Source organism: Streptomyces sp. NPDC059695 (genome assembly GCF_042733785.1).
GTDB lineage: Bacteria > Actinomycetota > Actinomycetes > Streptomycetales > Streptomycetaceae > Streptomyces.
In genome coordinates this window covers 67,832-91,723 of record NZ_JBHWFF010000004.1, presented here as the reverse complement: position 1 = coordinate 91,723, position 23,892 = coordinate 67,832, and the positions used below count along the sequence as shown (strand labels likewise).

The 23,892-nt window shown below is 72.7% G+C and carries 24 protein-coding genes and 1 pseudogene; 19 read left to right on the top strand and 6 right to left on the bottom strand.

What is annotated here, in order from left to right; all coding sequences use genetic code 11:
• The first annotated feature begins 155 nt into the window (after positions 1 to 155).
• From ACFV2S_RS07140 to ACFV2S_RS07120, 5 genes and pseudogenes are all read left to right on the top strand, one after another.
• Positions 156 to 629, top strand: coding sequence for an SUKH-3 domain-containing protein (locus ACFV2S_RS07140; protein ID WP_385555021.1), 474 nt, complete (start codon positions 156 to 158; stop codon positions 627 to 629).
• A gap of 75 nt (positions 630 to 704) precedes the next feature.
• Positions 705 to 2,426: pseudogene (locus ACFV2S_RS07135) on the top strand (YwqJ-related putative deaminase); the annotation flags it as partial.
• A 67-nt stretch (positions 2,427 to 2,493) separates the two neighbouring features.
• A complete protein-coding gene (locus ACFV2S_RS07130; RefSeq protein ID WP_385555019.1) occupies positions 2,494 to 2,967 on the top strand; it encodes an SUKH-3 domain-containing protein in 474 nt (157 codons plus the stop codon).
• Complete coding sequence (locus tag ACFV2S_RS07125) at positions 2,960 to 3,355, top strand: YwqJ-related putative deaminase (RefSeq protein WP_385555017.1); 396 nt, start codon at positions 2,960 to 2,962, stop codon at positions 3,353 to 3,355. The genes ACFV2S_RS07130 and ACFV2S_RS07125 overlap by 8 nt, the downstream gene beginning before the upstream one ends.
• On the top strand, positions 3,352 to 4,251 hold the full coding sequence (locus tag ACFV2S_RS07120) for an SUKH-3 domain-containing protein (protein ID WP_385555015.1): 900 nt from the start codon (positions 3,352 to 3,354) through the stop codon (positions 4,249 to 4,251). Before ACFV2S_RS07125 ends, ACFV2S_RS07120 begins: the two co-directional genes overlap by 4 nt.
• Positions 4,252 to 4,296: 45 nt before the next feature.
• Here ACFV2S_RS07120 and ACFV2S_RS07115 read toward each other — a convergent pair whose 3' ends face one another.
• A complete protein-coding gene (locus ACFV2S_RS07115; protein WP_385555013.1) occupies positions 4,297 to 5,082 on the bottom strand; it encodes an SDR family NAD(P)-dependent oxidoreductase in 786 nt (261 codons plus the stop codon).
• A 124-nt stretch (positions 5,083 to 5,206) separates the two neighbouring features.
• Here ACFV2S_RS07115 and ACFV2S_RS07110 point away from each other — a divergent pair, with 124 nt between their 5' ends.
• Positions 5,207 to 6,589 carry a hypothetical protein gene (locus ACFV2S_RS07110; protein ID WP_385555011.1) on the top strand — a complete coding sequence of 461 codons (1,383 nt, stop codon included), beginning with the start codon at positions 5,207 to 5,209 and terminating at the stop codon, positions 6,587 to 6,589.
• A 68-nt stretch (positions 6,590 to 6,657) separates the two neighbouring features.
• Positions 6,658 to 7,125 (top strand): hypothetical protein, encoded by a 468-nt coding sequence (locus tag ACFV2S_RS07105; protein WP_385555009.1) that lies wholly within the window; start codon positions 6,658 to 6,660, stop codon positions 7,123 to 7,125.
• Positions 7,126 to 7,168: 43 nt separating this feature from the next.
• Here the strand turns inward: ACFV2S_RS07105 and ACFV2S_RS07100 are convergent, their stop codons facing one another.
• A complete protein-coding gene (locus tag ACFV2S_RS07100; protein WP_385555007.1) occupies positions 7,169 to 8,011 on the bottom strand; it encodes an NAD(P)H-binding protein in 843 nt (280 codons plus the stop codon).
• 386 nt (positions 8,012 to 8,397) lie between these two features.
• Between ACFV2S_RS07100 and ACFV2S_RS07095 the strand changes: the two genes are divergently transcribed.
• From ACFV2S_RS07095 to ACFV2S_RS07080, 4 genes are all read left to right on the top strand, one after another.
• On the top strand, positions 8,398 to 8,769 hold the full coding sequence (locus ACFV2S_RS07095; protein WP_385555005.1) for an RNHCP domain-containing protein: 372 nt from the start codon (positions 8,398 to 8,400) through the stop codon (positions 8,767 to 8,769).
• A gap of 26 nt (positions 8,770 to 8,795) precedes the next feature.
• Positions 8,796 to 9,212 carry an RNHCP domain-containing protein gene (locus ACFV2S_RS07090; RefSeq protein WP_385555003.1) on the top strand — a complete coding sequence of 139 codons (417 nt, stop codon included), beginning with the start codon at positions 8,796 to 8,798 and terminating at the stop codon, positions 9,210 to 9,212.
• Between the two features lie 128 nt (positions 9,213 to 9,340).
• Positions 9,341 to 10,297, top strand: coding sequence for a cupin domain-containing protein (locus ACFV2S_RS07085; protein WP_385555001.1), 957 nt, complete (start codon positions 9,341 to 9,343; stop codon positions 10,295 to 10,297).
• A gap of 140 nt (positions 10,298 to 10,437) precedes the next feature.
• The gene (locus tag ACFV2S_RS07080; RefSeq protein ID WP_385554999.1) at positions 10,438 to 10,692 is read left to right on the top strand and encodes a hypothetical protein; all 255 of its coding nucleotides are present in this window, start codon (positions 10,438 to 10,440) and stop codon (positions 10,690 to 10,692) included.
• Between the two features lie 48 nt (positions 10,693 to 10,740).
• Here ACFV2S_RS07080 and fusA read toward each other — a convergent pair whose 3' ends face one another.
• Positions 10,741 to 12,741 carry an elongation factor G gene (gene fusA, locus ACFV2S_RS07075; RefSeq protein WP_385554997.1) on the bottom strand — a complete coding sequence of 667 codons (2,001 nt, stop codon included), beginning with the start codon at positions 12,739 to 12,741 and terminating at the stop codon, positions 10,741 to 10,743.
• Between the two features lie 283 nt (positions 12,742 to 13,024).
• On the opposite strand from fusA, the gene ACFV2S_RS07070 reads away from it, so the two are divergent.
• Complete coding sequence (locus ACFV2S_RS07070; RefSeq protein ID WP_385554995.1) at positions 13,025 to 13,276, top strand: hypothetical protein; 252 nt, start codon at positions 13,025 to 13,027, stop codon at positions 13,274 to 13,276.
• 3 nt (positions 13,277 to 13,279) lie between these two features.
• Here ACFV2S_RS07070 and ACFV2S_RS07065 read toward each other — a convergent pair whose 3' ends face one another.
• Positions 13,280 to 13,690, bottom strand: coding sequence for a VOC family protein (locus ACFV2S_RS07065; RefSeq protein ID WP_385554993.1), 411 nt, complete (start codon positions 13,688 to 13,690; stop codon positions 13,280 to 13,282).
• Positions 13,691 to 13,843: 153 nt separating this feature from the next.
• Between ACFV2S_RS07065 and ACFV2S_RS07060 the strand changes: the two genes are divergently transcribed.
• From ACFV2S_RS07060 to ACFV2S_RS07050, 3 genes are all read left to right on the top strand, one after another.
• Entirely contained in the window at positions 13,844 to 14,479 is a 636-nt protein-coding gene (locus ACFV2S_RS07060) for a nucleoside/nucleotide kinase family protein (RefSeq protein ID WP_385554991.1), read from the top strand.
• Between the two features lie 268 nt (positions 14,480 to 14,747).
• Positions 14,748 to 16,958 carry a hypothetical protein gene (locus ACFV2S_RS07055; RefSeq protein ID WP_385554989.1) on the top strand — a complete coding sequence of 737 codons (2,211 nt, stop codon included), beginning with the start codon at positions 14,748 to 14,750 and terminating at the stop codon, positions 16,956 to 16,958.
• 94 nt (positions 16,959 to 17,052) lie between these two features.
• A complete protein-coding gene (locus ACFV2S_RS07050) occupies positions 17,053 to 17,475 on the top strand; it encodes a hypothetical protein (protein WP_385554987.1) in 423 nt (140 codons plus the stop codon).
• Between the two features lie 123 nt (positions 17,476 to 17,598).
• Here ACFV2S_RS07050 and ACFV2S_RS07045 read toward each other — a convergent pair whose 3' ends face one another.
• Positions 17,599 to 18,330 (bottom strand): hypothetical protein, encoded by a 732-nt coding sequence (locus tag ACFV2S_RS07045; protein ID WP_385554985.1) that lies wholly within the window; start codon positions 18,328 to 18,330, stop codon positions 17,599 to 17,601.
• 96 nt (positions 18,331 to 18,426) lie between these two features.
• On the opposite strand from ACFV2S_RS07045, the gene ACFV2S_RS07040 reads away from it, so the two are divergent.
• The 4 genes from ACFV2S_RS07040 to ACFV2S_RS07025 all read left to right on the top strand — a co-directional run bounded on the left by ACFV2S_RS07040 (position 18,427) and on the right by ACFV2S_RS07025 (position 22,082).
• The gene (locus tag ACFV2S_RS07040) at positions 18,427 to 18,951 is read left to right on the top strand and encodes a tetratricopeptide repeat protein (RefSeq protein WP_385554983.1); all 525 of its coding nucleotides are present in this window, start codon (positions 18,427 to 18,429) and stop codon (positions 18,949 to 18,951) included.
• Between the two features lie 4 nt (positions 18,952 to 18,955).
• The gene (locus ACFV2S_RS07035; RefSeq protein WP_385554981.1) at positions 18,956 to 19,837 is read left to right on the top strand and encodes a LysR family transcriptional regulator; all 882 of its coding nucleotides are present in this window, start codon (positions 18,956 to 18,958) and stop codon (positions 19,835 to 19,837) included.
• 49 nt (positions 19,838 to 19,886) lie between these two features.
• Positions 19,887 to 20,846 (top strand): hypothetical protein, encoded by a 960-nt coding sequence (locus tag ACFV2S_RS07030; protein WP_385554979.1) that lies wholly within the window; start codon positions 19,887 to 19,889, stop codon positions 20,844 to 20,846.
• A gap of 93 nt (positions 20,847 to 20,939) precedes the next feature.
• Complete coding sequence (locus ACFV2S_RS07025) at positions 20,940 to 22,082, top strand: aminopeptidase P family protein (RefSeq protein ID WP_385554977.1); 1,143 nt, start codon at positions 20,940 to 20,942, stop codon at positions 22,080 to 22,082.
• A gap of 28 nt (positions 22,083 to 22,110) precedes the next feature.
• Here ACFV2S_RS07025 and treZ read toward each other — a convergent pair whose 3' ends face one another.
• Positions 22,111 to 23,862 (bottom strand): malto-oligosyltrehalose trehalohydrolase, encoded by a 1,752-nt coding sequence (gene treZ, locus ACFV2S_RS07020; protein ID WP_385554975.1) that lies wholly within the window; start codon positions 23,860 to 23,862, stop codon positions 22,111 to 22,113.
• Positions 23,863 to 23,892 lie beyond the last annotated feature (30 nt).

Below are 23,892 nucleotides of genomic sequence, written 5' to 3'. Positions count from 1 at the left end.
CGGGTTATGTAAAACCACACTCGCGGCGCGGCGGGGGGCCCGCGCTTCAACCCCCGGGGCGTCGGGGTCGCGGGCCCCCTACCCATGTCGCTGTCCGGGGGGCCCCTCGCGGCCTGTCCGGTCGGCACCGACCCAGCAGCGGCCCAGGAGCCCTCATGCCCCGTCCCGAAAGTCCCGCCGAGGTCGACGCCTGGTTCACCGAGGGCGGCTGGTACCCCGGCCGGAACGTCGCCGAGCAGGCCGCGGCGTTCGTGGCGGAGGTCGTCGAGGAGACCCGCAGGTGCGGCCACCCCGTCGAGCCGTTCCCCGCGGCCACCGCATTCCTCGCCGAGCACGCGGGGGTCCGTCTGACCATCGACGCGCGGCGCGAGGAGTACCTGTACTTCAAGCCGGTCATCGTCTGGGCCGGCACCTCCGAGGAGATCGCGGAGCTGAGCCGCAACCTGGGCGTGCGGCTCTTCCCCGTGGGCTGGGACTCCTCGGAGGGGGAAGTGATCGTCATGGACGAGCGGAGCCGGTTCTTCTGCGTGCACCACACCGGCAACTACTACCTGGGCACCGGCAAGTACGGGGCCATGGCCGACCTCTACGGGCATCCCATGAAGGACGCCGAGGACTTCTACGTCTGACCCGGACGGTTCGTCAAGCACCCCCTGTGGTAGGACTGTTGCAGATTGCAAACAGCCAGTACGGGGGAGTTGAACATGGCTGTCACGGTTCCGGACTGGGCCGACACACTGCTGGATCTGATCGGTGTGGCCTGGCCGAACGTCGACGAGGACGCGTACCGCGAGATGGCGGACGCGCTGCGGGAGTTCGCGGACGACCTGGAGGACGACGGCCAGCTCGCGAACAACCACTTCGAGCGGTTGCTGTCCTCGGGCCAGGGCGAGTCGATGGACGCGCTGAACGAGCACTGGTCGAAGGTCAAGGGCAAGCACTTCAAGGACATCGCGGGTGCGGCCCGCACGATCGCGGGCGGTCTGGACACGGCGGCCGGTGCGATCGAGGGGATGAAGCTCGCGGCGCTCGTGCAGCTGGGGTACCTGGCGGCGGAGGCGGGCATCGCGATCTCGCTGATCCCGGTGACGTTCGGGCTGTCGTCGCTGATCGGCGCGGGGGCGATGCGGGCCACCCAGGAGGTGGTCAAGCGGCTGATCAAGGAGTGCGTGGAGGAGGCCGTCGGGTACGTCATGGCGGCGCTGACCGAGCCCGCGGTGGCGGCCCTGGAGGGCATGGCGGCGGACCTGGTCGTGCAGCTCGGGGCGGTGGCGATCGGTCTGCAGGACGGGGTGGACCTCGACCAGACCAAGGACGCGGGCAAGGACGGGTTCAAGGACGGGGTGCAGTCCGGCAAGGAGTCGATGAACCTGGCCTCGGCCGGGGGCGGTGGCGGCGGTTCGAAGGGCGGCGGTCTGAAGAACCTGCACATCGAGCACTCCGAGCACACCCACGCCTCGACGCAGCTCAACGGCGTCAGCGTGAGCATCCACGGCAAGACCACGGGCAAACTCACGAAGGCGAAGACCGCGCACGGCCGGGCGCGGGGGCGTGACTCGATCGCCGACGCGATCGACCCGATCGCGGACAAGGCGATGGAGGCGCTGACGAAGGCCGCGAAGTCGATGGGCGACCACGTCGGGCAGACGCTGCCGAAGGTCGTCAAGCAGATCTCCGTCGACCACAAGAACACCGACGACGACCTCCGCGACCGCTTCGCCCGCCAGAACAAGGGCGACCACGACGACGACAAGGGTGGTGGAGGCGGCGGTGGCGGTGGCGGCGGCGGGGGCGGCGGGAACGGCGGCTCCGGCTCCGGAGGCGACTCCGGCGGCAGGCGCATCACCCCGGCCCCGCCGTGGCACGGCAGCTCGGCGGGGAACATGAGGCACCACCGGACGGACCCGCTCGACGTCAGCCACCTGACCCCCGAGCAGCAGCGCGAGGCGCTCGTCCAGGAGGCCCGGGATCTCGCGGACAAGGCGCGCAAGGCGAACCCGGACGACGAGAACGATCCCAAGCACAAGATCGACCTCGCCAAGACCCACTTCCCGCCCGGCACGAACCTGCTCGACGGCTCGTGCTCCGGCAGCCTTCTGCACGACGGCGTCGTCACGAGCCACTCCAGCGCCACCAAGGGCGCCGGTCAGAAGACCCCTGACCTGCACCCGGCCATGCAGTCGATCTACGATCAGGTCGACCAGCAGATCAAGGCCGACGGCGGCTTCCCGGGCGCGGGTCATGGAAAATGTGCCGAGGCGAACCTGGTCTCGGACCGTCTCCGGCAGATGGACCCCCACGGCACCGGGATCACCTCGGTCGACCAGGTCCGCGACGCCATGAAGGGGTCGCAGGTCTACAGCGTGCAGATCGGCGAGCAGATCAAGCCACACCCCCTCGGCCACGGCAAGTACAAGCCGCCGTGCCGGTCCTGCGCGATAGCCATGGACATGGCCGGTGTCACGGCATACGCAGGATGAGGAGCACACGTTCATGCCGCAGATGAACACCCCGGAGGACGTCGACGCCTGGTTCCGGGAGCACGGATGGTTCCCGGGCCGGGACGTGACGGAGACCGTACCGGCGCTGGTCGCCGACGTCGTGGAGGAGTACCGGAAGGCCGGCCACCCGCTGGAGCTCTTCGAGGCCGCCTCGGCCTTCCTCGCCGAGCACGGCGGTCTGCGCCTCACGATCGACGCCCGGCGGGAGGACCACCTCTACTTCTCGCCGTACCTCGGCCACCGGTCCATGCCGGAGGACGCCGCCGAGCTGAGCCAGGGGCTCGGCGTGCGGCTCTTCCCGGTCGGCATCGACGACTCGGAGGGCTCACCCGTCCTGATCGACGAGCGGGGCCGGTTCTTCTACGTGCACCACACGGGCGCCTACTACATGGGCGCGGACAAGTACGAGGCCATGATCTCCCTCGCCCATCCCCCCATGCAGGACGCGGAGGACCTCTATGTCTGACCTGATCCCCGGTACGGCGGCCTCGCTGCTCCTCCACGGCACCATCACCAGCCACACCAACCTCACCGGTGACGGCGAGCCGCGGCTCCACCCCGCCGTGCGGGCGTTCTTCGACGGGCTTCCGCCCGCCCTGCGCGAGTCGTTCGCCGGCTACTGCGCCGAGTCCGCGCTCGTCTCCGACGAGCTCTTCGCATTCGACCGGCAGCGCGGCGACGGCCGCGCCGCCACGCTCGACGAGGCCGTCCCGCACTTCGCGGGCGCGGCGGTCGTCGCCCGCAAGATCCGCCCGCACGGCGACCCCGAGCACGGCACCGAGGCGGACGTCTGCCGTTCCTGCACGGCGCTCCTCGACCGGCTGGGCGTCACGATCCTCCACGACCAGGCATGACCGGCGTACTGACGGACGCGGGCTGGCGGCCGGGGCGCGACGCCGGGGACGCCGCCATGCTCGCGGTCCTCGTCACGGTGACCGTCGGCGCGGAGCTCTTCCCCGCCGCCGAACGGGCCCTGCGCGAGTTCCACGGCCTCACCGTCCTGCCCGCCCCGGCCGGCGGCCGGGAGGTCGCCGCCGTCGGCAGCGTCGTCGACCCCCGCGAGGCCCGCCACGACGTCCCGTCCCTGAACCGGCTCGCCGCTTCCCTCGGCCTACGGCTCTTCCCCTTCGGCCGTACGGACGCGGACGCGCCGCTCGCGGTCGACGAGCACGGCCGGCTCCTCATGCTGGGCCCCGGCGGGCCCTGGCTGCTCGGGGGGACGGTCCACGACGGTCTGACGGCGCTGGCCCACGGCACCGCCCCGGTGCGGCTCCGCGCGCCGCACTGGCACCACACCCTGCCCGGCGGCGCGCACGACCTCGGCGCGGCGGTCCGGGCCGCGCTCGTCGCCGTCTACGTCCTGCACAGCACGGGTGTGTTCGGCGCCCGTGCGCTGCACCTGCGGGCCACCACCCTGCGGGGGATCGGCGTCGTGGCCGTCGACGAGGAGTTCCCGCTGCGCCCGGGCGCCCTGGAGGACAACGCCGCGCCGCTGGCCGAGGCGATGACCGCCCGCGTCGAGGCGGCCGGGGCGAGGCCGGGCTCCTGCGAGCTGACCCTCACGGTGTCCGCCCCGCCCGGCACGGCGGGCCCGCCGTCGACGGTCGTCTGCGCGGTGACGGTGGGCGGAGAGGCGGAGGGTCCCGCCCTCATCCTGTCGGCCGCGGTGTCCGCGACGACCGGTCCGACCGCGAAGGCCCTGGAGGCCTGTGCCGGGGCGCTCGCGGACTGGGCGGCGTCCCGGACCTGAGCACCGGGCCGGCCGACGGCCGACGGGACAGCGGGACGCTCGCTCCTAGTGGACGGAGAACCCGCCGTCCACGAAGAGGGACTGGCCCGTCACGTACGCCGAGGAGGCGCTCGCCAGGAAGACGGCCGCGCCCGCGAAGTCCTCCGCCAGGCCGTTGCGGCCGACCATCGTGCGCGCGGCCAGCGCGGCGACCTTCTCCGGGTCCGAGGAGAGGCGCTGGTTGAGCGGGGTCATCACGAAGCCCGGGACCAGGGTGTTGGCGGTGACGCCGTACGGGGACCAGGCCTCGGCCTGCGAGCGGGCCAGCGACTCCAGGGCGCCCTTGGACACCCCGTACGCCCCGCTCTGGACGAACGCGCGGTGCGCCTGCTGCGAGGTGATGTGGATGATCCGGCCGAAGCCCCGCTCGGCCATCCCCGGGCCGAAGCGCCGTCCGAGGAGGAACGGCGCCTCCAGGTTCACCGTCATCGTCGTGTCCCACACCTCCTCGCCCAGCTCGCCGAACGGCGGACGGAGGTTGATCCCGGCCGAGTTCACCAGGACGTCCGGCTCCCCGAAGACGGCCGCGGCCGCCTCCGCGCCCGCCTTGATGCCGTCCCGGGTGCTCAGGTCGGCGCTCACCCACGCCGCCCGGCAGCCGTCGGCCGTCAGCTCGTCCACGGTCGCGACCAGCTCGGCCTCCTTGCGGGCCATGACCACCACGCTCGCGCCCGCCCGGGCCAGGGCCCCGGCGATGGCCCGGCCGATGCCGGAGCTGCCGCCGGTGACGAGGGCGGTGCGCCCGTCGAGCGAGAACAGCTCGGAGAGGTAGCCGGAGGGGGTGCTGCTCATGGAGGTCGCTCCTCGTGTCGATGGCGGGCAGGTACACGCATCCTGGCACACGCCCGCGAGAGGACCGTGTGATGATCTTCCCTTCGTGATGAGGATCCGTCAGGGATCCCCGGGGGAGGGAACCATGGGAACCACGGACGCCAACGGCGTCGACCTGTCCGGCATCACCGGCAGGCTCATCCAGACCGTCGACCTGGTGAAGGGACCGGCGCCGCAGGCGATCGCCACCGACACCCGCAACGGCCGCGTCTTCGTCCTCCAGATGGAGAGCGGCAGCCAGCAGGACACCGAGCAGGGCAACATGCGGCTCAACCGCATCGACCGCCTGACCGGCAGGGTCGAGGGCTCGATGCAGCTGAAGGGCTTCGGGCACGGGATCTCGATGGGCGTGGAGCCGCAGGGCGACACGACGTACATCTGGACCGAGGTCGGATCGGCGGCGGCGGCACCGCTGCACCTCACCAAGAAGGACGGCAAGGTCACGGCCGCCTTCGGCAAGGCCGTCACGCGCTTCGCGTACGCCGACGACACGATCCTCCAGGCGGACGATCCGGCCCTGCGGAAGTTCACGCCGCCCGGCAGCACCTCGGGCACCGGGCCGTCGGTCGACCCCGTGAACAACCTCCTGTGCGTCATGTACCACAAGGGCGGCAAGCGGACCTTCACGCGCTACGACCTCGCCGCGGCCGCCGCCGGCTCCTGGGTCCCGGTGGGCACCACGTTCGTCATGAGCGACTGCGACGGCCTGCCGCAGCCGTGCGTCGACGAGGAGACGACCCCCGCCGTGCCCGCGCGGTACCCCTTGGAGAGCAGGCTCACGTCCCAGGGCTACACCGTCCTCGGCGACGTCCTGTACTGGTACCAGTGGGCGCCCTACCTCGTCGACGACGACCCGGACACGCTCCCCGCCGACGGATTCCCCGGGGTCGCCTTCCTCACCTCGTACGACTGGACGACCGGCAGGCGGATCGACCGGCAGGTCGTCACCAGCGCCGACGGCCTCACCCGGCGCGAACCGGAGGGCGTCGCCTTCGAGGTCGACCCGCAGACCGCCGAGACCAGGCTGCTCCTCGGCTTCAGCAACACCGTCCCGGGCACCACCGGTTCGCGTGACGTCACGATCAGCTGGTACCCGACGAAGCCGGCCGTCGACGGCGTGAAGGTCCTCGCCGACTGGGAGGACCTCGCCCTCGAACCCGGCATCCAGCCCGGCGCCCAGCCGCCGCGCGGACGTCTGATCGCCCTCGCCGGCACCACCTACCTCCAGCTCCGCGGCACCCTCACCCACACGCCCGGCCTCACCGCGGACGGCAGGATCGCGACCCTCCCGCACCGGCTGCGCCCGACCCACCTGACGCGCGCGAACGTGCCCCGCAACAACAACGCCGGACGGTGCGTCTGCCGGATCGAGACGGACGTCAGCGGCGGGCTCCGCGCCTACGGCGCCTACAGCGACAACCCCATCACCTGGATCGACCTCGACGGCGTCTCCGTCGCCTGGCGATGAGCCCCCGCCGGGCCGCCGCCCCCGCACCACAGCCGTCCGCCCGCCCCACCCGTCCCGGAGGATCGCGCATGACCCCGCACACGACCAGCCGCCGCTCCCTGCTCACCGCCGCCCTCGCCGCCCCGGCCGTCGCCGTCGGCGCCCCGCTGCTCTCCGCCGCTCCCGCCGCCGCCGACCCCGCGGACGGCTGCCAGGTCGTCGTCGACTGGAAGCCGGTCACGCTGGAGGCGGGCGTGCAGAACGACGCCCTCTCCCCGGCCGAGGCCCGCGTGATCCGCCTCGCGGGCACCGAGTTCCTCCAGCTGCGCGGCCTGGTCACCTGCGCCTTCACCGCCGACGGCCCGCTCGGCACGCTCCACGCGGACATCCGCCCGCCCAAGCTGACCCGGGGCGTCTGCCCGCGCAACAACAGCCAGGGCATCAACGCCCTGCGCATCGAGGCCAACACCGCCGGCGTCGTCAACGTCCTCGGCCCCCAGGCGGCGAACAAGGTCACCTGGATCCAGCTGGACAACTTCTCGTCCGTGATGCGCTGACGGCGCCGGCCGGGGGATGTCACAGGATCTGGCGGGGCGCCGGTCAGCCCTGCCAGATCCCGGTCGCGGCGGTGGCCCTGACGTAGTCCGCGAAGTCGCGCGGCTCGCGGCCCAGGGCCCGCCGCACGCCGTCGCCGAGCGTGGCGAAACGGTTCTCGGCGATCCAGCCGAAGAGCGTGTTCAGGAGACCGGTGAAGTCCTCCGGCAGTCCGTGCCGGGCCGCGTGCGCCGCGAACTCCTCCGGCGAGGCCGGACGGTACGTGATGTCCCGTCCCGTCGCCCGGGCGACCTCGTCCGCGACCTCGCCCAGGCTCAGCAGGCGCGGCCCGGACAGCTCGTACGCCTCCCCGGCATGACCGTCCTCGGTGAGCGCCGCCACGGCGACGTCCGCGATGTCGTCGACGTCCACGAACGGCTCCGTGCCGGCCCCCGCCGACCACACGACCTCGCCGTCGACGAGCTGCCCCCGGAAGAACGGATCCTCGCTGAAGTTCTGCGTGAACCATGCCGGCTTGAGGATGGTCCACTCCGCGCCGGACTCCCGCACGGCCCGCTCGGTGGGCAGTTTCTCCTCGCCCTCGGGGACGACCCAGTCGCGGTGCGAGAGCAGCACGAGCCGCTCGACACCCCGGGCGGCGGCGAGCTCGGCGAACCTGCTCATCGATTCCCCGGCGTCGCTCTGCATCGAGTCGACCAGATAGGCCGCTCCGACCCCGTCGAGGACGGGCTCCCAGGTGTTCTCGTCGTTCCAGTCGAACCGGGCGGCTCCCCGGCGGGAGGCGGCCCGGACGTCGTGCCCGCGCTCCCTGAGGCGGGCGGCCACCCGGCGGCCCGTCTTGCCGGTGGAGCCGAGGACCAGGAGGGGGCGTGTCTTCGTCGTTGTCATGCGACCAGTCAAACGGCGGGGCGGTGAGCGGTGGAATGGTCCAGGCGCTCAGTCCGATGTCTGAGGAGCTCGGTTCCGTGCGTCGAATAATCCGTTGACGCTCCCGGGCGGCGTCCTGTTGGCTGAGCCGGTCGTTTCCGATTCGTTCTGGGCCCGTGTGCCTTGGAAAAGGGTGTCTTGATGTCCCGGTCCGCGCCGAGTGCGCCTCGCCGTACCGCGTAACCGTCCGCCGCCTTCCGCCGTCCCTTTCCCTCGGACGGTCCCCGGACGTGTCCTCCGGTGCTCCGACCCGCCCGCCCGCCGTTCCGCGGCGTTCCCGGGCCCTCTGACGAGGCCGCTCGGCCTGCTCTTGCTGTCATGACCGACTTCCAGCAAGGAGCACCCGGGTGTCCAGCCACACCGACAACACCACGCACACTCTCAGCCTCGGTACCTTCACCTGCGCCTGGTGCGGACTGACCGTGTCCGCGTACGCCGCCGACGGCGCACCGCGCGACCACTGCCCGTCCTGCCTGCACTCCCGGCACGTCCTCGACCACGTCGAGGGCGGTCCGAGCGACTGCGAGGGCCGGATGTCCCCGATCGCCATCGCCGTGCTCCGCACCGGTGACTGGAGGGTGATCCACCGCTGCGTGCGCTGCGACGAGCTCACCTCGAACCCCGTCCGCGCCGACGACAACCAGCTCATCCTGATGCGCATCGCGGTCCGCCCCCTGGCCCAACCTCCCTTCCCGCTCGAAGCGTTCGGATCCCTCTGACCGCCCGCGAAGGAAGGAACACCACCATGTCACGCACCAACGGCGGTCGCGGGCGGCGCCGGCCGCAGCGGCACAAGGACGTCCTGCACGCCCGGGGCGGGCACCGGGCGAACGACTTCCGGTGCACGTCCTGCCGGCTCGACGTCTCCCTGGACGCACCCGGCACCGCGCACCGCAACCACTGCCCCCACTGCCTGGCCAGCCTGCACGTCGACCGGAGGATCCCGGGCGACCGCGACACGGACTGCCACGGGCGGATGGAGGCCCTCGGCATGTCCGTCCGCCCGGACGGCGAATGGATGATCATCCACCAGTGCGTCTCCTGCGGCGAGCTCAGCGTCAACCGCGTCGCCGGTGACGACAACCCGCTCGCCCTGGTCCGCCTCGCCCTCAGACCCCTCGCCGACCCCCGGCACGCCGCCCGCGCCCTGCTCACCCTGTGACCCGGCCGCGGCGGCGGGCGGGACGCCCCCGCGCCCCGCCCCGGCCACCACCGGCCGGAACAGCCGAGGACGACGAGGCCCCGGGTCGCCGACCTGGGGCTTCCGGGTCCGTCCGTACACTCGGGGGTGTGGATCCGCTCGCGAGCCTGCTGTACGAAGTCCGTTCCGAAGGCGCCCTGTTCAGCAAGAACATCCTCGCGCCGCCCTGGTCCATCGGCTTCGCCGACGGGACACCCCTGGCCGTCGTCACCATGCTCCGGGGCTCCGGCTGGATCGTCCCGGGTGGCGACGCCGCGCCGGTCGCCCTCGGACCGGGCGACGTGGCCGTGGTGACGGGGAAGGAGCCCTTCTCCGTCACCGACGACGCGACCGCGTCGACCGCGCCGTTCTACGTCGTCCACCCCGGGTACTGCACCACCGTCGACGGCGAGGACATCAGCGAGGACGTCATCCTCGGCCTCCGCACCTGCGCCAACGCCCCCGGCGGCACCACCGTGCTCCTCACCGGCAGCTACCAGGTCGACGGCCGCGTCTCCGCTCGCCTCATCGACGGCCTGCCCCGTGTCCTCGTCGTCCCCCAGGAGGGCAAGGCGGGACCCATCCTCGAACTCACCGACACCGAGATCAGCCGCGACGACCCCGGCCAGCAGGCCGTCCTCGACCGGCTCCTGGACCTCCTGCTCCTGTCCACGCTCCGCGCATGGTTCGCCCGCCCCGAAGCGGACCCGCCCGCCTGGTACCGCGCCCTCGCCGACCCCGTCGCGGGCCGGGCCCTGCGCCTCGTCCACGACCGGCCCGCGCGCCCCTGGACCGTCACCACCCTCGCCGAGGCGACCGGCGTCTCCCGCGCGACCCTCGCCCGCCGCTTCGGCGACCTCGTGGGCGAACCGCCCATGACGTACCTGACGGGCTGGCGCCTCGCCCTGGCCGCCGACCTCCTGGCCCGTACCGACGCCACGGTGGAGTCGATCGCCCGACAGGTCGGCTACCGCAGCGCGTTCGGACTGAGCGTGGCCTTCAAGCGCGTGTACGGGACGAGGCCCACCGACCACCGGTCGGCGCCGGCCGTCAGCCCGGTCGGCTGAGGAACTCGGTCCAGGCACCGGGGGAGAGGGCGAGCTGGGGGCCGAGCTCGACCTCGGCCCCGGTCCGGGTTCCCGGCGGACCGCAGGAGTACCTTGACCTGGGGGGATGCAAGGTCAGGTTCGACGCCGACGGGCGGACCGTGGTGGCGAACCTTCCGGTGGGGAGCAGCCACGGGGAGAACACGGCCGGTGAGCCTCTGACCGTCCGGTACCGGGAGGGCGATCCGCAGACGGTCGCCTCTCAGGACGACGTCGGCGGCGGTGGACCGGCCGTGGCCACCGTGATGTTCGGCGCCGGGGCCGTGCTCTTCCTGCTGATGTTCGTGTGGTCGACGATCAGCCTGGTGCGGCAGCGCCGCGCGGCGGACCTCCACGTTCCGCTGGCCGTGGTCTGAGCGGGTGGCCGGGCCGCGGGAGTTCCCACGGCCCGGTCACCCCTTCCGTCAGCCGACCCGACCGCCCGGCGCCGGGGCGTAGCCCGCCGGGCGGGTGGTGAACGTGCCCCGGCCCTGGGTGCGGCCGCGGAGGCGGTTCGCGTAGCCGAAGAGTTCGGCCAGCGGGACCGTCGCCTCGACCACCGCCGTACCGGAGCGGGTCGTCTGGTCCGTGACCCGGCCCCGGCGGGCCGCGAGGTCGCCGAGGACCGCGCCGACGGACTCGGCGGGCACGGTGACCGTCACCTCGGCCACCGGTTCGAGCAGGGTCATCGCGCTCGCGCGGAGCGCCTCGCGCAGGGCGAAGCGGCCCGCCGTGCGGAACGCCATCTCCGAGGAGTCCTTCGGATGCGTGGCGCCGTCCGTGAGCGTGACCCGGACGCCCGTCACCGGGTGCCCGCCGAGGGGGCCCTCGACGAGGGCGTCCCGGCAGCCGGCCTCGACCGCGCGGACGTACTCCTGCGGGACGCGGCCACCCGTGACGGCGGAGGTGAAGACGAACTCCTCGCCGTCCCGCGCGGGTTCGACGTCGAGGACGACATGGGCGAACTGGCCCGCGCCGCCGTCCTGTTTGACGTGCCGGTACAGCAGGCCCGTGACGCCCTTCGCCACCGTCTCCCGGTACGCGACCTGCGGACGGCCGACCGTGACCTCCAGGCCGCGGTCGCGCCGCAGCTTCTCCACCGCGACCTCCAGGTGCAGTTCGCCGAGCCCGGACAGGACGGTCTGGCCCGTCTCCGGGTCGGACCGCACGACGAGCGACGGGTCCTCCTCGGAGAGCCGGGCGAGGGCCGTCGCGAGGCGGCCCGTGTCCGTGCCGCGACGGGCCTCCACGGCGACCGAGACGACCGGGTCGGCGGTCGTCGGCGGTTCGAGGACGACCGGCGCGTCCGGGGCGCACAGGGTCGCCCCGGCGCGGGCGGACTTCGGCCCGACGACGGCGACGATGTCACCGGCGCGCGCCTCGTCCGCCTCCGTCGCCCGGTCGGCCTGGACGCGCAGGATGCGGGCGATCCGCTCGGTGCGGCCCGCGGTGGCGTCGAGCACGGTGTCCCCCTTCCTGAGCGTGCCCGCGTAGACGCGGAGGTAGGTCATGCGGCCGGTGGCGGTCGCGTTCACCTTGAAGGCGAGCGCGGTGAACGGCGCCGTCGGGTCCGCCGGGACCTCGCCGCGCACCGGCGGCATGTCCGACGGGGCCGGGAGGTACGCGACGACGGCGTCGAGCAGCGGCTCGATGCCCCGGTTGCGGTACGCGGAGCCGCACAGCACGACGACGGCGTCACCGGAGAGGGTGAGGTCGCGGAGGGCGGACGCCAGGGTCGCCCCGGACAGCGCCTCCTCCCCGCAGAACTCCTCCAGGGCGCCGGGGTGCAGCTCGGCGACCGTCTCCTCCAGGCGTCGGCGGCGGTGCCGGGCCTCGTCCCGGAGGTCGTCGGGGACCGGCTGCTCGGTGTACGTGTCGGCGCCGTCGGCCCACACGTACGCCCGCATGCGGACCAGGTCCACGACGCCGGTGAAGCCGTCCTCGTGGCCGAGGGGGAGCTGGACGGGGAGCGGGACGGTGCCGAGACGGTCCCGGATCGACGCCACGGCGGTGTCGAGGTCCGCGCCCGCGCGGTCCAGCTTGTTGACGAACGCGATCCTCGGGACGCCGTGGCGGTCGGCCTGGCGCCACACGGTCTCGCTCTGCGGCTCGACGCCCGCGACGGCGTCGAAGACGGCGACGGCGCCGTCGAGGACGCGGAGCGAACGCTCGACCTCGTCGGAGAAGTCGACGTGGCCGGGCGTGTCGATCAGGTTGACGCGGTGGCCCGCCCAGTCGCAGCTGACGGCCGCGGCGAAGATCGTGATGCCCCGGTCCCGCTCCTGCGGGTCGAAGTCGGTGACGGTGGTGCCGTCGTGGACCTCGCCGCGCTTGTGGGTGGCGCCGGTGAGGTACAGGAAGCGTTCGGTGACGGTGGTCTTGCCGGCGTCGACGTGGGCGAGGATGCCGAGATTGCGGACGCGCATGGTGGTGCCTTTCGCTGCTGCGTGGAGAACGGGCAGCGCGATTCCCGGGATGGTGCGGTCACACCACGGGTCGGCGATGGCGGGCGCGCAGCCGCCATCGGCCGGAGCGAGAGGCGAGGATCACGTCGAAGCGGCGCGTACGCACGGTCGGCTCTCCTCGGTCGGCACTCTCGCGGCACGGCACACCGGTCGGTGCGCCGTGCCGCGAGTGTAGGGAGAGCGCGGGTCCGGACGACACCGATTTAGCGCGACGGCGGGGCACGGCGGGAGCTACGGTGCCGCCATGCCGATCAGCCCCGAGGAGCGCCTCGACAGCCGCGACGACTTCGTCACGTTCCTGCGCGCCCTCCACCGGGAGTTCCAGGAGGAAGGGCACACCTGGGAGAACGCCACCCTGGAACGCTTCCTCGAAGCGCTCGCCGCGTGGGCGAACGACGCCCCCGGCTGGTACCGGCACGCGGGCGAGACGCTCCCGCCGGACGGCGACCGGACGTTCCTCGCGCGGGCGCTGACGGCGGCGACGGTCTACGAGTAGGGCTCAGGCGTCGGCCGGCTGGAGGAGGTCCCAGCGGTTGCCGTAGAGGTCCTCGAAGACGGCGACCGAGCCGTACGGCTCGTGGCGGGGTTCCTCCAGGAACTTCACGCCGGCCGCGGCCATGCGCTCGTGGTCGCGGGCGAAGTCCTCGGTGTGGAGGAAGAAGCCGACCCGGCCGCCGGTCTGATGGCCGACCGAGGCCTCCTGCTCCTCGTTCCTGGCGCGGGCCAGGAGCAGTCCGGCGTTGCCGAGACCGCCGACGCCGGCGGCGCCGCGCGGGCGGACGACGACCCAGCGGTTTCCGTCGCCGCGGTCGGTGTCCTCGACGAGGTCGAAGCCGAGGGCGTCGGTGTAGAAGGCGATGGCCTCGTCGTAGTCACGGACGACGAGGGTGACGAGTGCGATGGACGGCATTACTCCAACGTAATGCGAGGAAGCGGTGGATTCGACCCGCGTCGACCCGCGTCGTGACAGGGGCGACCCTTGCGGGGTAAGGGGGCGAACGAGGGTCCGGAAGAGGGGTGGGGGAGGGGCGGCCCCGGGGACGGGTGCCGTGCCGGTGCGAGAATGCCCCGCATGGACGTGCGGGAGTTCGATCGGCTCGTCGCCCGGGCACGGGGGCTCGCCGTGGCGGGGGAGCGGCGGATCCTCGGGATCGCGGGGGCCCCGGGGGCCGGGAAGTCCACGCTGGCCGGGCGACTGGTCGACCGGCTGGACGGGGCGGCCGTGCTGGTCCCGATGGACGGGTTCCACCTGGCGCAGGCGGAACTGGAGCGGCTGGGACGTGCCGGGCGCAAGGGCGCGCCGGACACGTTCGACGCCGCCGGGTACACCGCGCTCCTCGCCCGGCTGAGGGCCCCCGTGCCCGGCACGACCGTGTACGCGCCCGCGTTCGACCGCACCCTGGAGGAGCCGGTCGCCGGAGCGATCCCCGTCGCGCCCGAGGTCCCGCTCGTCGTCACCGAGGGGAACTACCTGCTGCACGACGAGGGCGCCTGGGCGGACGTCCGGCCCCTGCTCGACGAGGCCTGGTTCCTGGACCTGGACGCCGCCGTCCGCGTCCCCCGGCTGGTCGACCGCCACGTCCGCTTCGGCAAGGACCGCGCCCACGCCGAACGCTGGGTCCACGACTCCGACGAACCGAACGCCCGCCTAGCGGCCACGGGCCGGGACCGCGCGGACCTGGTCGTGAGGGCGGACTGAGCGGACACGGGAGAGCGGGGCCTTGCGGGTGCCACGGCTCCGCACGTGGCCTGTTCGTTGCGCGTGTCGCGCCGACATCAGGAGCGGCCCACCGGTGACACCTCCTCGCCGGCCGGGAAGGTGACGGAGCTGGGCATGTGTCGTTGACATATGCCACTGGCGACTGCCTAGTATCGCGATCTTCCGGCTCCCGAGCGGGATCCGGAATTCCCAGGGGGGAAACATGAACCATCCTGTCCGCAGGGCAGGCGTAAGACGCTGCTCGACCATGGCGTCCGTCATCGCTTTGCTGTCCGGCACACTGGTGGTCCCGGTGCTCGCGGTCCCGACTGCGGCATCCGCTGCCGAAGCCTGCCCCAACACGTCGAACACGTACGTATTGGAGCGTCAGCCGGGAAACCCCAAAGCTGACACCTACACCGACAAGACGCTGCGAAAGTACGTGGACTTCGACCCGATGGGTGGCGGAGCGAACGCACCGCTGGTCTCCACCGGCTTCACCGCCAAAGTGCCCTGGAGCTCCAGGATCGTCGCCACACAGGGCGGAAAGTTCTACATTTTCGGCAGGGACGGCGTGAAGTCCTACCGGGATGCGACAGCCGAGGGCGGATCACTCCTCACACCGGTGGAGACGTTCGTCGATACAGGCATTCCCTGGCTCAGCTTCGAGAAGATATGGTCCTTCGGGTCCTACATCTTGACGATCAACAACCAGGGCGCCTTCGAAGCCTACTTCGACGGCGGGCACGTGATGCCCAACGGGCAGAAGACGTTTGCTCCGGCCCCAGGATTTCCGGGTCCGAGCGACCCCAGAGTGAAGGAAATCCGTGCTGCGCAGGACGTGTGGTCCGCGGGTGGCGCAATCTACACGCTGGACGCGGGAACCATCAGGAAGTACACGATGGCCCGGTTCGGATCGGCGTTCAACGCACCGACGGTCGTCGCCACCGGACTCGACGACGCGGTCCAGGCGTGGAGCCCCGGCGCCGGAACCGTCTACACGGCCACCGCGAGTGCGGACTACTCCGGTCTCGTCAGGGGATACACCGGGACCGGTACCCTCCTGTCCGCGAACCCGAGTGTGATGTCCGGTCTCTTCGGTGATGTGCTCAGCGACACGGCCACCTGCCTGGCCCCCGCCTCGGAGGCGAAGCCGGTCGTCGGCACCCCTGCGGATGACTCGGATCTGCCTCCCGCCCCCGTCGAACCCGACCCCGACCCGGTCCCCGCGCCCGTCGGCCCGCGAGTGGTCCGAGGAGTCTTCACGCTCGGCGACGGCCGGCCCGCAGCCGGGATGAACGTCCTCATCGAGGCCTCGGACGTCGCCGCGGAACAACCCGGCTCCCAGAAGCCCCCGGTCCTGGGAACCACGACCACGGCAGCAGACGGCAGCTGGTCCCTCACCCTTCCCGGAGAGCTGCCCGCAGACGTGGCCGCAGTGGCAGCCGACAACGGCGGAGCGCTCAACGTCAGCGCCACCGTCGCCGGAACCACCAGCTCGGGCGTTCCCATGATCGGCCTGGACCACACCGTCGCCGCGCCCGAGGATCCCGCAACCGCCCGGCCGACGGCGTTCGCGGCTGAGGTGAGCGGTGAGCAGCACACGACGGCCATGATCCCCGCGGCCGCCCCGGACACCACGTTCTCCCGGCCCACGGCCGCGCAGGAAGCCACCACCTACGCCGCCGAGCAGGAGGCGAGCTCCACCGGCGCGGCTTCGACCGCCCCGACCTGGCAGGCGGACAACCGCGCTCTGGAGAGCGGCTACACCCCGTACGTCGTCAACGGGACCGATGTCAGCGGCCAGGCCGTGACCCCGTACAGCTCCGGCACGTGCGAAACGCTGCGCACCGCCCTCTCCAGCCGCATCGCCTACACCACGGTCGGTGAAGGCCACGCCAATTGGGATGCCTACGCCACCGTCGACTACGACAGCAAGCTGTCGACGACCGTCGACGTCGCGGTGAGCAGCGGCAGCACCTGGAAGGCCAGCGGCGGAGTGTCCCTGGGCAGCAGCGTCGGGCAGGCCACCGGATACACCAATCAGGGCCCGTACTTCGCCCGCCAGTACCAGATCCCGATCCAGTACACGAAGTACAAGTACACGTACTACTGCGGAGGAATCGCGAAGAGCTCCTACCAGAAGATCATCGCGGGCCGCTACAGCGTCCCGGCAGGGGGAGCGGTCGGCAAGATGGGCGCGGACGTCCGCTACAAGGACGGCTACAGCAAGTTCAACGCCTCGCCGAAGAGCCGCCGCGCGTACGTCGAGCCGGGAAGCTACTTCCAGCTCTCCAGGGGAAAGAGCGTGAAGTGGAACGGGGCCGCCTCGGTCTTCGGTGTCAGCCTCGGCGCGGCCACGACATACGACCGCGACCACAAGCAGCGGATCACCGCTGGACGAAAGACTGGCCGACACGACATCTGGGGGCAGAATGACCGCGTCTCGGGGAATCCGGGCCTGTTCTTCTCGTGGTAGCGCCCTCGCCCTTCTGCTCTTCTCCCTCCTCGCCTGCACGAGCGTCCAGGGGGCTTCGGGTGACGCGCTCGGAGAAGGAACGCAGTCATCGGGCGTGATCGGAAACGATCTCGCCCGGGTCGGCCAGAAATGGAACATCGCCCTGCCGCTGATGTACAACAAGTCGCCCGAGAAGATCCAGGTGACGGCGGCGGAAGTGGACCACGCGCCCAAGGGGATCAAGATCCTCGGGTACGGCGCCTACGACAGGAACGACACCGAGGGGGTCGCGCTCATCTCCCGGGTCGGATCGTCCGGCATGCCGGACCTCGACGCACTGGAGAATCACGCGACCCGAGCGATACCGATAGAGCCCGGGACCGAATCGGATGTCTACTACGTGGTCAAGGTGGAGATCACGGAGAACATCACCGAGAACATCACGGGTGCCACCTTCACGTACAAGTCCGGGGAGAACACCTATACGCAGTCGCTGCCTTTCGAGGCATCGCTGCGACTGGAAGGAACGAAACCGTAGGTCCGGAGTTCCCTCCGACCAACCCCTCCGGGTGGCAGCCCTCGGCTGCCACCCTGACCTTCCGTGAGCCCTGGAGCCCGGGTGGCGTTGCCCGCCCCGTACTCCAGGTGCAGATCACGATCTTCACCCTCGTGCCGCGTGCTCCCCCGCCGCCACCGCCAGTGCCCGGACCAGCGGGTGGGGGTGGGTGCCGTCGCCCGACAGTTCCGGCTGGAACAGGGTCGCCAGGAAGAAGGGGTGCGAGGGGAGTTCGGCGATGCGGATGCCGCCCTCCTCGTCCGTGCCCGTGAAGCGGAGGCCGTGGGCCCGCAGGGTGTCCAGGTGGCGGCTGTCCGCGCCGTAGTCGCAGTGGTACCGCTCCGTCGTCCGCTCCGTGCCGAGCGCCCTCGCGGCGAGGGAGCCGGGGACGACCCGTACGACGCCCTCGTGGCCGACGAGCGAGCAGGCGAGCGGTGCGATCAGCAGGTCGTCCGGGTCGGCCGACGGGTCGTTCTCGGCGTGCGCCGCCCGCTCCAGGCCGCAGACGTCCCGCGCGTACTCGATCAGGGCGTGCTGGAAGCCGGCGCAGGTGCCCAGGAAGGGGATGCCGTCCTCGCGGGCCGTACGGATCGCCACGAGGGCGCCCGCCTCGCTCGCGTACGGGCTCCCCGGCAGCACCCACACCGCGTCGAAGCCCTTCACCGCGCCCGGGGCCTCCGCGTCGGCCGTCGGGATCCAGTACGCGTCGAGCGCGAGCCCGTCGCGCTCGGCGAGCGCGTCCAGGAGCACCGGGATCCGGACGTGGGAGCGGACGTGCGGGGAGCGGTCGCCCACCAGGGCGATCCGGGGCGTGTGCGGAGTCGTGTGCGTCGTCATGGCGTTCATGCTGGTCCGGGGCGCTCGTTCACGTCCAACGATGATTCCTGCTTCCTCCATCGCGGATGCTTATCCCGGCTTGGCTAGGGTGACCGCATGACGAACGATCACGACTGGGAGACCCGCGTCGCCGCGCTCTGGGAGCGCCTCGACGACCACGAGCCCGACGACTTCCGCGCCCGCGTCGCCGACCTCGCCGCCGAGCGCCCCGCCGACGACCCGGCCGCCGTCTTCGAGCAGGCCGCCGCCCACGACTCCACCGGCATGCCCGAGGAGGCCGTCGCCCGCTACCGGCGCGCCCTGGACCTGGGCCTCACCGGGCTGCGCCGCCGCCGCGCCGTCATCCAGCTCGCCAGCAGCCTGCGCAACCTCGGCCGCCCCGACCGCAGCGTCGAGCTCCTCACCGCCGAGCGGGACATCCCCGCCGACCGGCTCGACGCCGACGAGCGGGCGCTGGCCGGCGCCGTCGACGCGTTCCTCGCGCTCGCCCTCGCCGACACCGGCCGTGACCGCGAGGCCGCCTCCCTCGCGCTCGGCGCCCTCGCGCCCCTGCTGCCGCGCTACAACCGCTCCCTCGCGTACTACGCCAAGGACCTGCTGAAGACCCCCCTCGGGTCCTGAACCGGTGGACCCGCACCTCCTCCGGACGTACGTGACCGTCGCCCGGCTCGCGTCCTTCTCCGGGGCGGCGCGCGAGCTCGGCTACACCCAGTCCGCCGTCTCCCAGCACATCGCCGCCCTGGAGACCGACCTCGCGCTTCCCCTGCTCACCCGGCGGCCCGTCGCCCCCACCCCGGCCGGGGAACGGCTCCTCGAACACGCCGGGGCGCTGCTGCTCCGCCTGGACGCGGCCCGCGCCGACCTCGACCGGTTCGCCGCCGCGCCCCGCGCGACCCTGGACGTCGCCGCCTCCCCGCTCGCCCTCACCGCCCGTACCCTCGCCGCGCTGCCCGCCACCGGCGTCACCCTGCGCGCCCTGCCCCGCGAGCGGGTGCCCGTCGCGGTCGCCACCGGCGAGGCCGACGCCGGGCTCGTCGACGGGATCGCCGCCCCCAGCGACCCGCTGCGGCTGCCCGACGTCGCCCCGCTCGCCGCGACCGGCGTCGCCGAGGAGCCGCTCGCCGTGGTCCTGCCCGCCCACCATCCGCTCGCCGCCCGCACCGGGCTTCGCCTCGACGACCTCGTCGACGCCCGCTGGCTCGACGCGCCCGCCGCCGGCATCCCCCTCGACCGGCTCCGGGCCGTCCACGGCGGCCCCGCCGGGCGCGGCTTCCGCACCGGCCTGCGCTACGACGGCACCGACACCCGTACCCTCGCCGCCCTCGCCGCCGCCGGCCGGGGCCTGTGCCTGCTGCCCCGGTCCGCGGCGTCGGACGCCCACGGCGCGGTGGTCGTCCCGCTGGTCGCGCCCCGCCTCGTCCACCGCGTCGAACTCCTCCTCACGGCCGGCGCGGGCGGCGAACCGTCCGGCCCGGTGGCCGAGTTCACCCGACGACTCAAGAGCTGACACCCGCACTCGCTACCCTGTGCGCAACGGCGACGGAAGGCGGACGGGCGTGGGGTGGCTGCGACGAGGACCCAGGCGGGACGGCGACGACGCACCGAGGGATCCCGAGTTCGCGTACTTCTCCCAGCGCGAGGCCGCGCTCTTCCGCGGCCGCGTCCGTGAGACCTTCGCCGAGCTCGGCCTGGAGGTCACCGTCTACGCCGGCCACGTCATCGACGACAAGGGCCGCCGCTTCGGCCTCGGCAACCTCGCCGCCGTCTGCCACCAGGACCGGCGCGGCCCCCGCGTCTGGCCCGGCATGATCCACCGCCACATCGGTCTCGTCGTCCGCGCCCTGGACGGACCCTCCGCGCTCGACACCCTGCCGCCCGAGCAGATCCGTGCCCAGCTCTACCCCCGGGTCGTCAGCGGCGACGGCATCGACGCCGCGGCCTTCGGGTACGCCAGGACCGTCGCCCCCGGGCTCTACGAGGTCCTCGCCCTGGACCTGCCGGAGAGCGTCATGATGCTCACCGACGAGGCCCTCGAACGCCTCGGCGACCACCGGCAGCTCCGGGACCGGGCCCTGCGCAATCTGCGCGGGTTGCCCGTCGAGGAGCACGAGACCGTCCGCGACGCCGACGGCATGTGCTTCGAGGTCATCGTCGGCGACTCCTTCTACACCGCCAGCCGCGTCCTCGACCTCGACGGCGTCGTCCGGCGGGTCACCGGCCTCCCGCTCGGCGAGCACGGCGCCCTCGTCGCCCTGCCCTTCCGGCACCAGCTGGCCTTCCACCCGATCCGGGACACCTCGATCATCCCGGCCCTCGGCGGGATGGCCTCCTTCGCCGCCGCCGGGTACGAGGACGTGCCGGGCGCCATCAGCCCGTACGTCTTCTGGTGGCGCGACGGCACCCTCACGCAGCTCAGCGAGCACGACGAGGAGCGGGGCGACCTGCGGATCGTCGTCGGCGACGACTTCCACGACCTCCTGGAACGCCTCATCGCCCAGGGGCCCGACCGCCGCTGACGCCGACGGGGGCTCCATCCGGTCGCGGGCCGCGCCCCCGCCCGGCAGGATGCTGTACGACGCACCGGACGAGGACGCCGAGGAGAGGCCCCCATGTCGAGCACCCACGCGACCGACGACGTCGTGCCCTTCACCGCGGACGACTACCGGGCCCGGATGGCCCGCGCCGCCGAGTCCGCCGCCGATGCCGGACTCGCGGGCGTGCTCGTCGCCCCCGGACCCGACCTGGTCTACCTGACCGGCTACCAGCCGACCGCGATCACCGAGCGCCTCACCGTCCTCGTCCTCGCCGCAGGACAGGAACCGGTCCTCGTCGTCCCCACCCTGGAGGCCCCCGACGCCGAGAAGGCCACCGGAGCCGCCGCGCTCACGCTGCGCGACTGGAAGGACGGCAAGGACCCGTACGCCGTCACCGCGCCGCTCCTCGACGTCGACGGCCGCTTCGGCGTCAGTGACAACGCCTGGGCCATGCACCTCCTCGGCCTCCAGAAGGCCCTCCCCGAGACCACGTACGTCTCCCTCACCGAGGCCCTGCCGATGCTCAGGGGCGTCAAGGACGCCCATGAACTGGCCCGGATCGCGGCCGCCGGAGCCGCCGCCGACCAGGCGTACGGCGAGATCCTCAAGGTCCGCTTCGCGGGCCGCAAGGAGACCGACGTCGCCGCCGACCTCGCCCGGCTGCTCATCGAGTTCGGCCACTCCCAGGTCGACTTCACCGTCGTCGGCTCCGGCCCCAACGGCGCCAACCCGCACCACGAGGCGGGCGACCGGGTCATCGAGCGCGGCGACATGGTCGTCCTCGACTTCGGCGGCCTCAAGCACGGCTACGGCTCCGACACCACCCGCACCGTCCACGTCGGCGAGCCCACCGACGAGGAGCGCCGGGTGCACGACCTGGTCCGCGAGGCCCAGCAGGCCGGCTTCGAGGCGGTACGCCCCGGGGTGGCCTGCCAGGAGGTCGACCGCGCGGCCCGCAAGGTCATCACGGACGCCGGATACGGCGAGTACTTCATCCACCGCACCGGCCACGGCATCGGCGTCACCACCCACGAGCCGCCGTACATGATCGAGGGCGAGGAGCTCCCCGTCGTCCCCGGCATGTGCTTCTCCATCGAGCCGGGCGTCTACCTCCCGGGTCGCTTCGGCGTCCGCATCGAGGACATCGTCACGGCCACCGAGGACGGCGCGGGGCGCCGCTTCAACAACACCCCGCACGAGATGGCCCTCGTCGAGTAGCGGCGGCCCCGGCGCCCTCAGCCGTCCCTCAGCCGTCCGTCAGGACGACCGCCGACTCGGCCGGGAGGCGGAGCAGGCCGTCCGCCGCCGGGGCGTCGACCGGGTCCCAGGACGCCAGGACCCGGTCGCGGCCGTTGGACCCGAGGGGGATGTCCACCGGCGCCTTGCCCAGGTTGACGCCCACCCGCAGGTCACCGCGCCGGAAGACCAGCCAGCGGGCCTCCTCGTCGAACGCGACCTTCACGCTCCCCAGGTCCGGGTCCGTCAGGTCGGGCAGGGTGCGGCGCAGCGCGATGAGCTGGCGGTGCCAGGCGAGGAGCCGCTTGTGCGGGTCCCGCTCGCGTTCGGTCCGGTCCAGGACCGAGCGGTCCCGGGTGGCCTCCTCCTGCGGGTCGGGGACCTCGTCCTCCGCCCAGCCGTGCGCCGCGAACTCCCGCTTGCGGCCCCGCCGCACGGCCTCCGCGAGCTCCGGGTCGGTGTGGTCGGTGAAGTACATCCACGGCGTGCTCGCACCCCACTCCTCGCCCATGAACAGCATCGGCACCGAGGGGCCGGTGAGGACGAGCGTCGCGGCGCAGGCCAGGAGCCCGGGGGAGAGCGAGGCGGAGAGGCGGTCGCCGAGGGCCCGGTTGCCGATCTGGTCGTGGGTCTGGGCATAGCCCAGGAAGCGGTGGGCGGGGGTGCGTTCGCGGTCCACCGGGCGACCGTGGTGACGGCCCCGGAAGGCGGAGTACGTGCCGTCGTGGAAGAAGACGTGGGTGAGCGTCTTGGCGAGCGCCGCCACGGGCGCCCGCGCGAAGTCGGCGTAGTAGCCCTGGGACTCGCCGGTCAGGGCCGTGTGCAGCGCGTGGTGGAAGTCGTCGTTCCACTGGGCGTGGACGCCGAGGCCGCCGCGCGTGCGCGGGGTGGTGGTGCGGGGGTCGGCGAGGTCGGACTCGGCGACCAGGAAGTGCTGGCGGCCCTGCTCCCTCGCCAACTCGTCGACGGCGGCCGAGAGTTCCTCCAGGAACGTCAGGGCCCGGGTGTCCGCCAGGGCGTGCACCGCGTCGAGCCGCAGCCCGTCGATCCGGTAGTCCCGCAACCAGGCCAGCGCGCTGCCCAGGAAGTACGCCCGCACCTCGTCCGAGCCCGGCGCGTCCAGGTTCACCGCCGCGCCCCACGGGGTGTGGTGGGTCTCCGTGAAGTACGGCCCGAAGGAGGGGAGATGGTTCCCGGACGGGCCCAGGTGGTTGTGCACCACGTCGAGGACCACGCCCATGCCGAGCCCGTGCGCCGCGTCGGTGAACCGCTTCAGCGCCCCGGGCCCGCCGTACGGCTCGTGGACGGCCCACGGCGCCACCCCGTCGTACCCCCAGCCCCGCACCCCGGGGAACGGGCACAGCGGCATCAGCTCCACATGGGTGATGCCGAGGCCCGCGAGCTCCCCGAGCCGCGCGGCCGCCGCGTCGAGCGTGCCCTCCGGGGTGAACGTACCGACGTGCAGCTCGTACAGGACGGCGCCGCGCAGCCGCAGGCGCGGCGACTCGTGCCGCCAGGCGTACGCCGAGTGGTCGACGACCGCGCTCAGGCCGTCGGGCCCGTCGGGGAGCCGGCGTGAGCGCGGGTCGGGGAGCACGTGCCCGCCGTCGAGGGAGAAGCCGTACCGGTCGCCGTCCGCGGCGGGCACCACGCCCGACCACCAGCCGTCCCGCTCGGCGTCCCGGTCCAGGGGATGGCCGGAGCCGTTCAGCTCCAGCGTCACCCGGTCACGGGCGCTCGGCGCCCACACCTCGAAGAGCACGGGAATCCCCTCGTCGACGGTCCAGTCACT

Excerpts from the sequence above, each read along its gene's own strand:
- ACFV2S_RS07140 (WP_385555021.1), top strand. The coding sequence starts at position 156 with ATGCCCCGTCCCGAAAGTCCCGCCGAGGTCGACGCCTGGTTCACCGAG.
- ACFV2S_RS07130 (WP_385555019.1), top strand. The coding sequence starts at position 2,494 with ATGCCGCAGATGAACACCCCGGAGGACGTCGACGCCTGGTTCCGGGAG.
- ACFV2S_RS07125 (WP_385555017.1), top strand. The coding sequence starts at position 2,960 with ATGTCTGACCTGATCCCCGGTACGGCGGCCTCGCTGCTCCTCCACGGC.
- ACFV2S_RS07120 (WP_385555015.1), top strand. The coding sequence starts at position 3,352 with ATGACCGGCGTACTGACGGACGCGGGCTGGCGGCCGGGGCGCGACGCC.
- ACFV2S_RS07115 (WP_385555013.1), bottom strand. The coding sequence starts at position 5,082 with ATGAGCAGCACCCCCTCCGGCTACCTCTCCGAGCTGTTCTCGCTCGAC.
- ACFV2S_RS07110 (WP_385555011.1), top strand. The coding sequence starts at position 5,207 with ATGGGAACCACGGACGCCAACGGCGTCGACCTGTCCGGCATCACCGGC.
- ACFV2S_RS07105 (WP_385555009.1), top strand. The coding sequence starts at position 6,658 with ATGACCCCGCACACGACCAGCCGCCGCTCCCTGCTCACCGCCGCCCTC.
- ACFV2S_RS07100 (WP_385555007.1), bottom strand. The coding sequence starts at position 8,011 with ATGACAACGACGAAGACACGCCCCCTCCTGGTCCTCGGCTCCACCGGC.
- ACFV2S_RS07090 (WP_385555003.1), top strand. The coding sequence starts at position 8,796 with ATGTCACGCACCAACGGCGGTCGCGGGCGGCGCCGGCCGCAGCGGCAC.
- fusA (WP_385554997.1), bottom strand. The coding sequence starts at position 12,741 with ATGCGCGTCCGCAATCTCGGCATCCTCGCCCACGTCGACGCCGGCAAG.
- ACFV2S_RS07070 (WP_385554995.1), top strand. The coding sequence starts at position 13,025 with ATGCCGATCAGCCCCGAGGAGCGCCTCGACAGCCGCGACGACTTCGTC.
- ACFV2S_RS07065 (WP_385554993.1), bottom strand. The coding sequence starts at position 13,690 with ATGCCGTCCATCGCACTCGTCACCCTCGTCGTCCGTGACTACGACGAG.
- ACFV2S_RS07060 (WP_385554991.1), top strand. The coding sequence starts at position 13,844 with ATGCCCCGCATGGACGTGCGGGAGTTCGATCGGCTCGTCGCCCGGGCA.
- ACFV2S_RS07055 (WP_385554989.1), top strand. The coding sequence starts at position 14,748 with ATGGCGTCCGTCATCGCTTTGCTGTCCGGCACACTGGTGGTCCCGGTG.
- ACFV2S_RS07045 (WP_385554985.1), bottom strand. The coding sequence starts at position 18,330 with ATGACGACGCACACGACTCCGCACACGCCCCGGATCGCCCTGGTGGGC.
- ACFV2S_RS07040 (WP_385554983.1), top strand. The coding sequence starts at position 18,427 with ATGACGAACGATCACGACTGGGAGACCCGCGTCGCCGCGCTCTGGGAG.
- ACFV2S_RS07025 (WP_385554977.1), top strand. The coding sequence starts at position 20,940 with ATGTCGAGCACCCACGCGACCGACGACGTCGTGCCCTTCACCGCGGAC.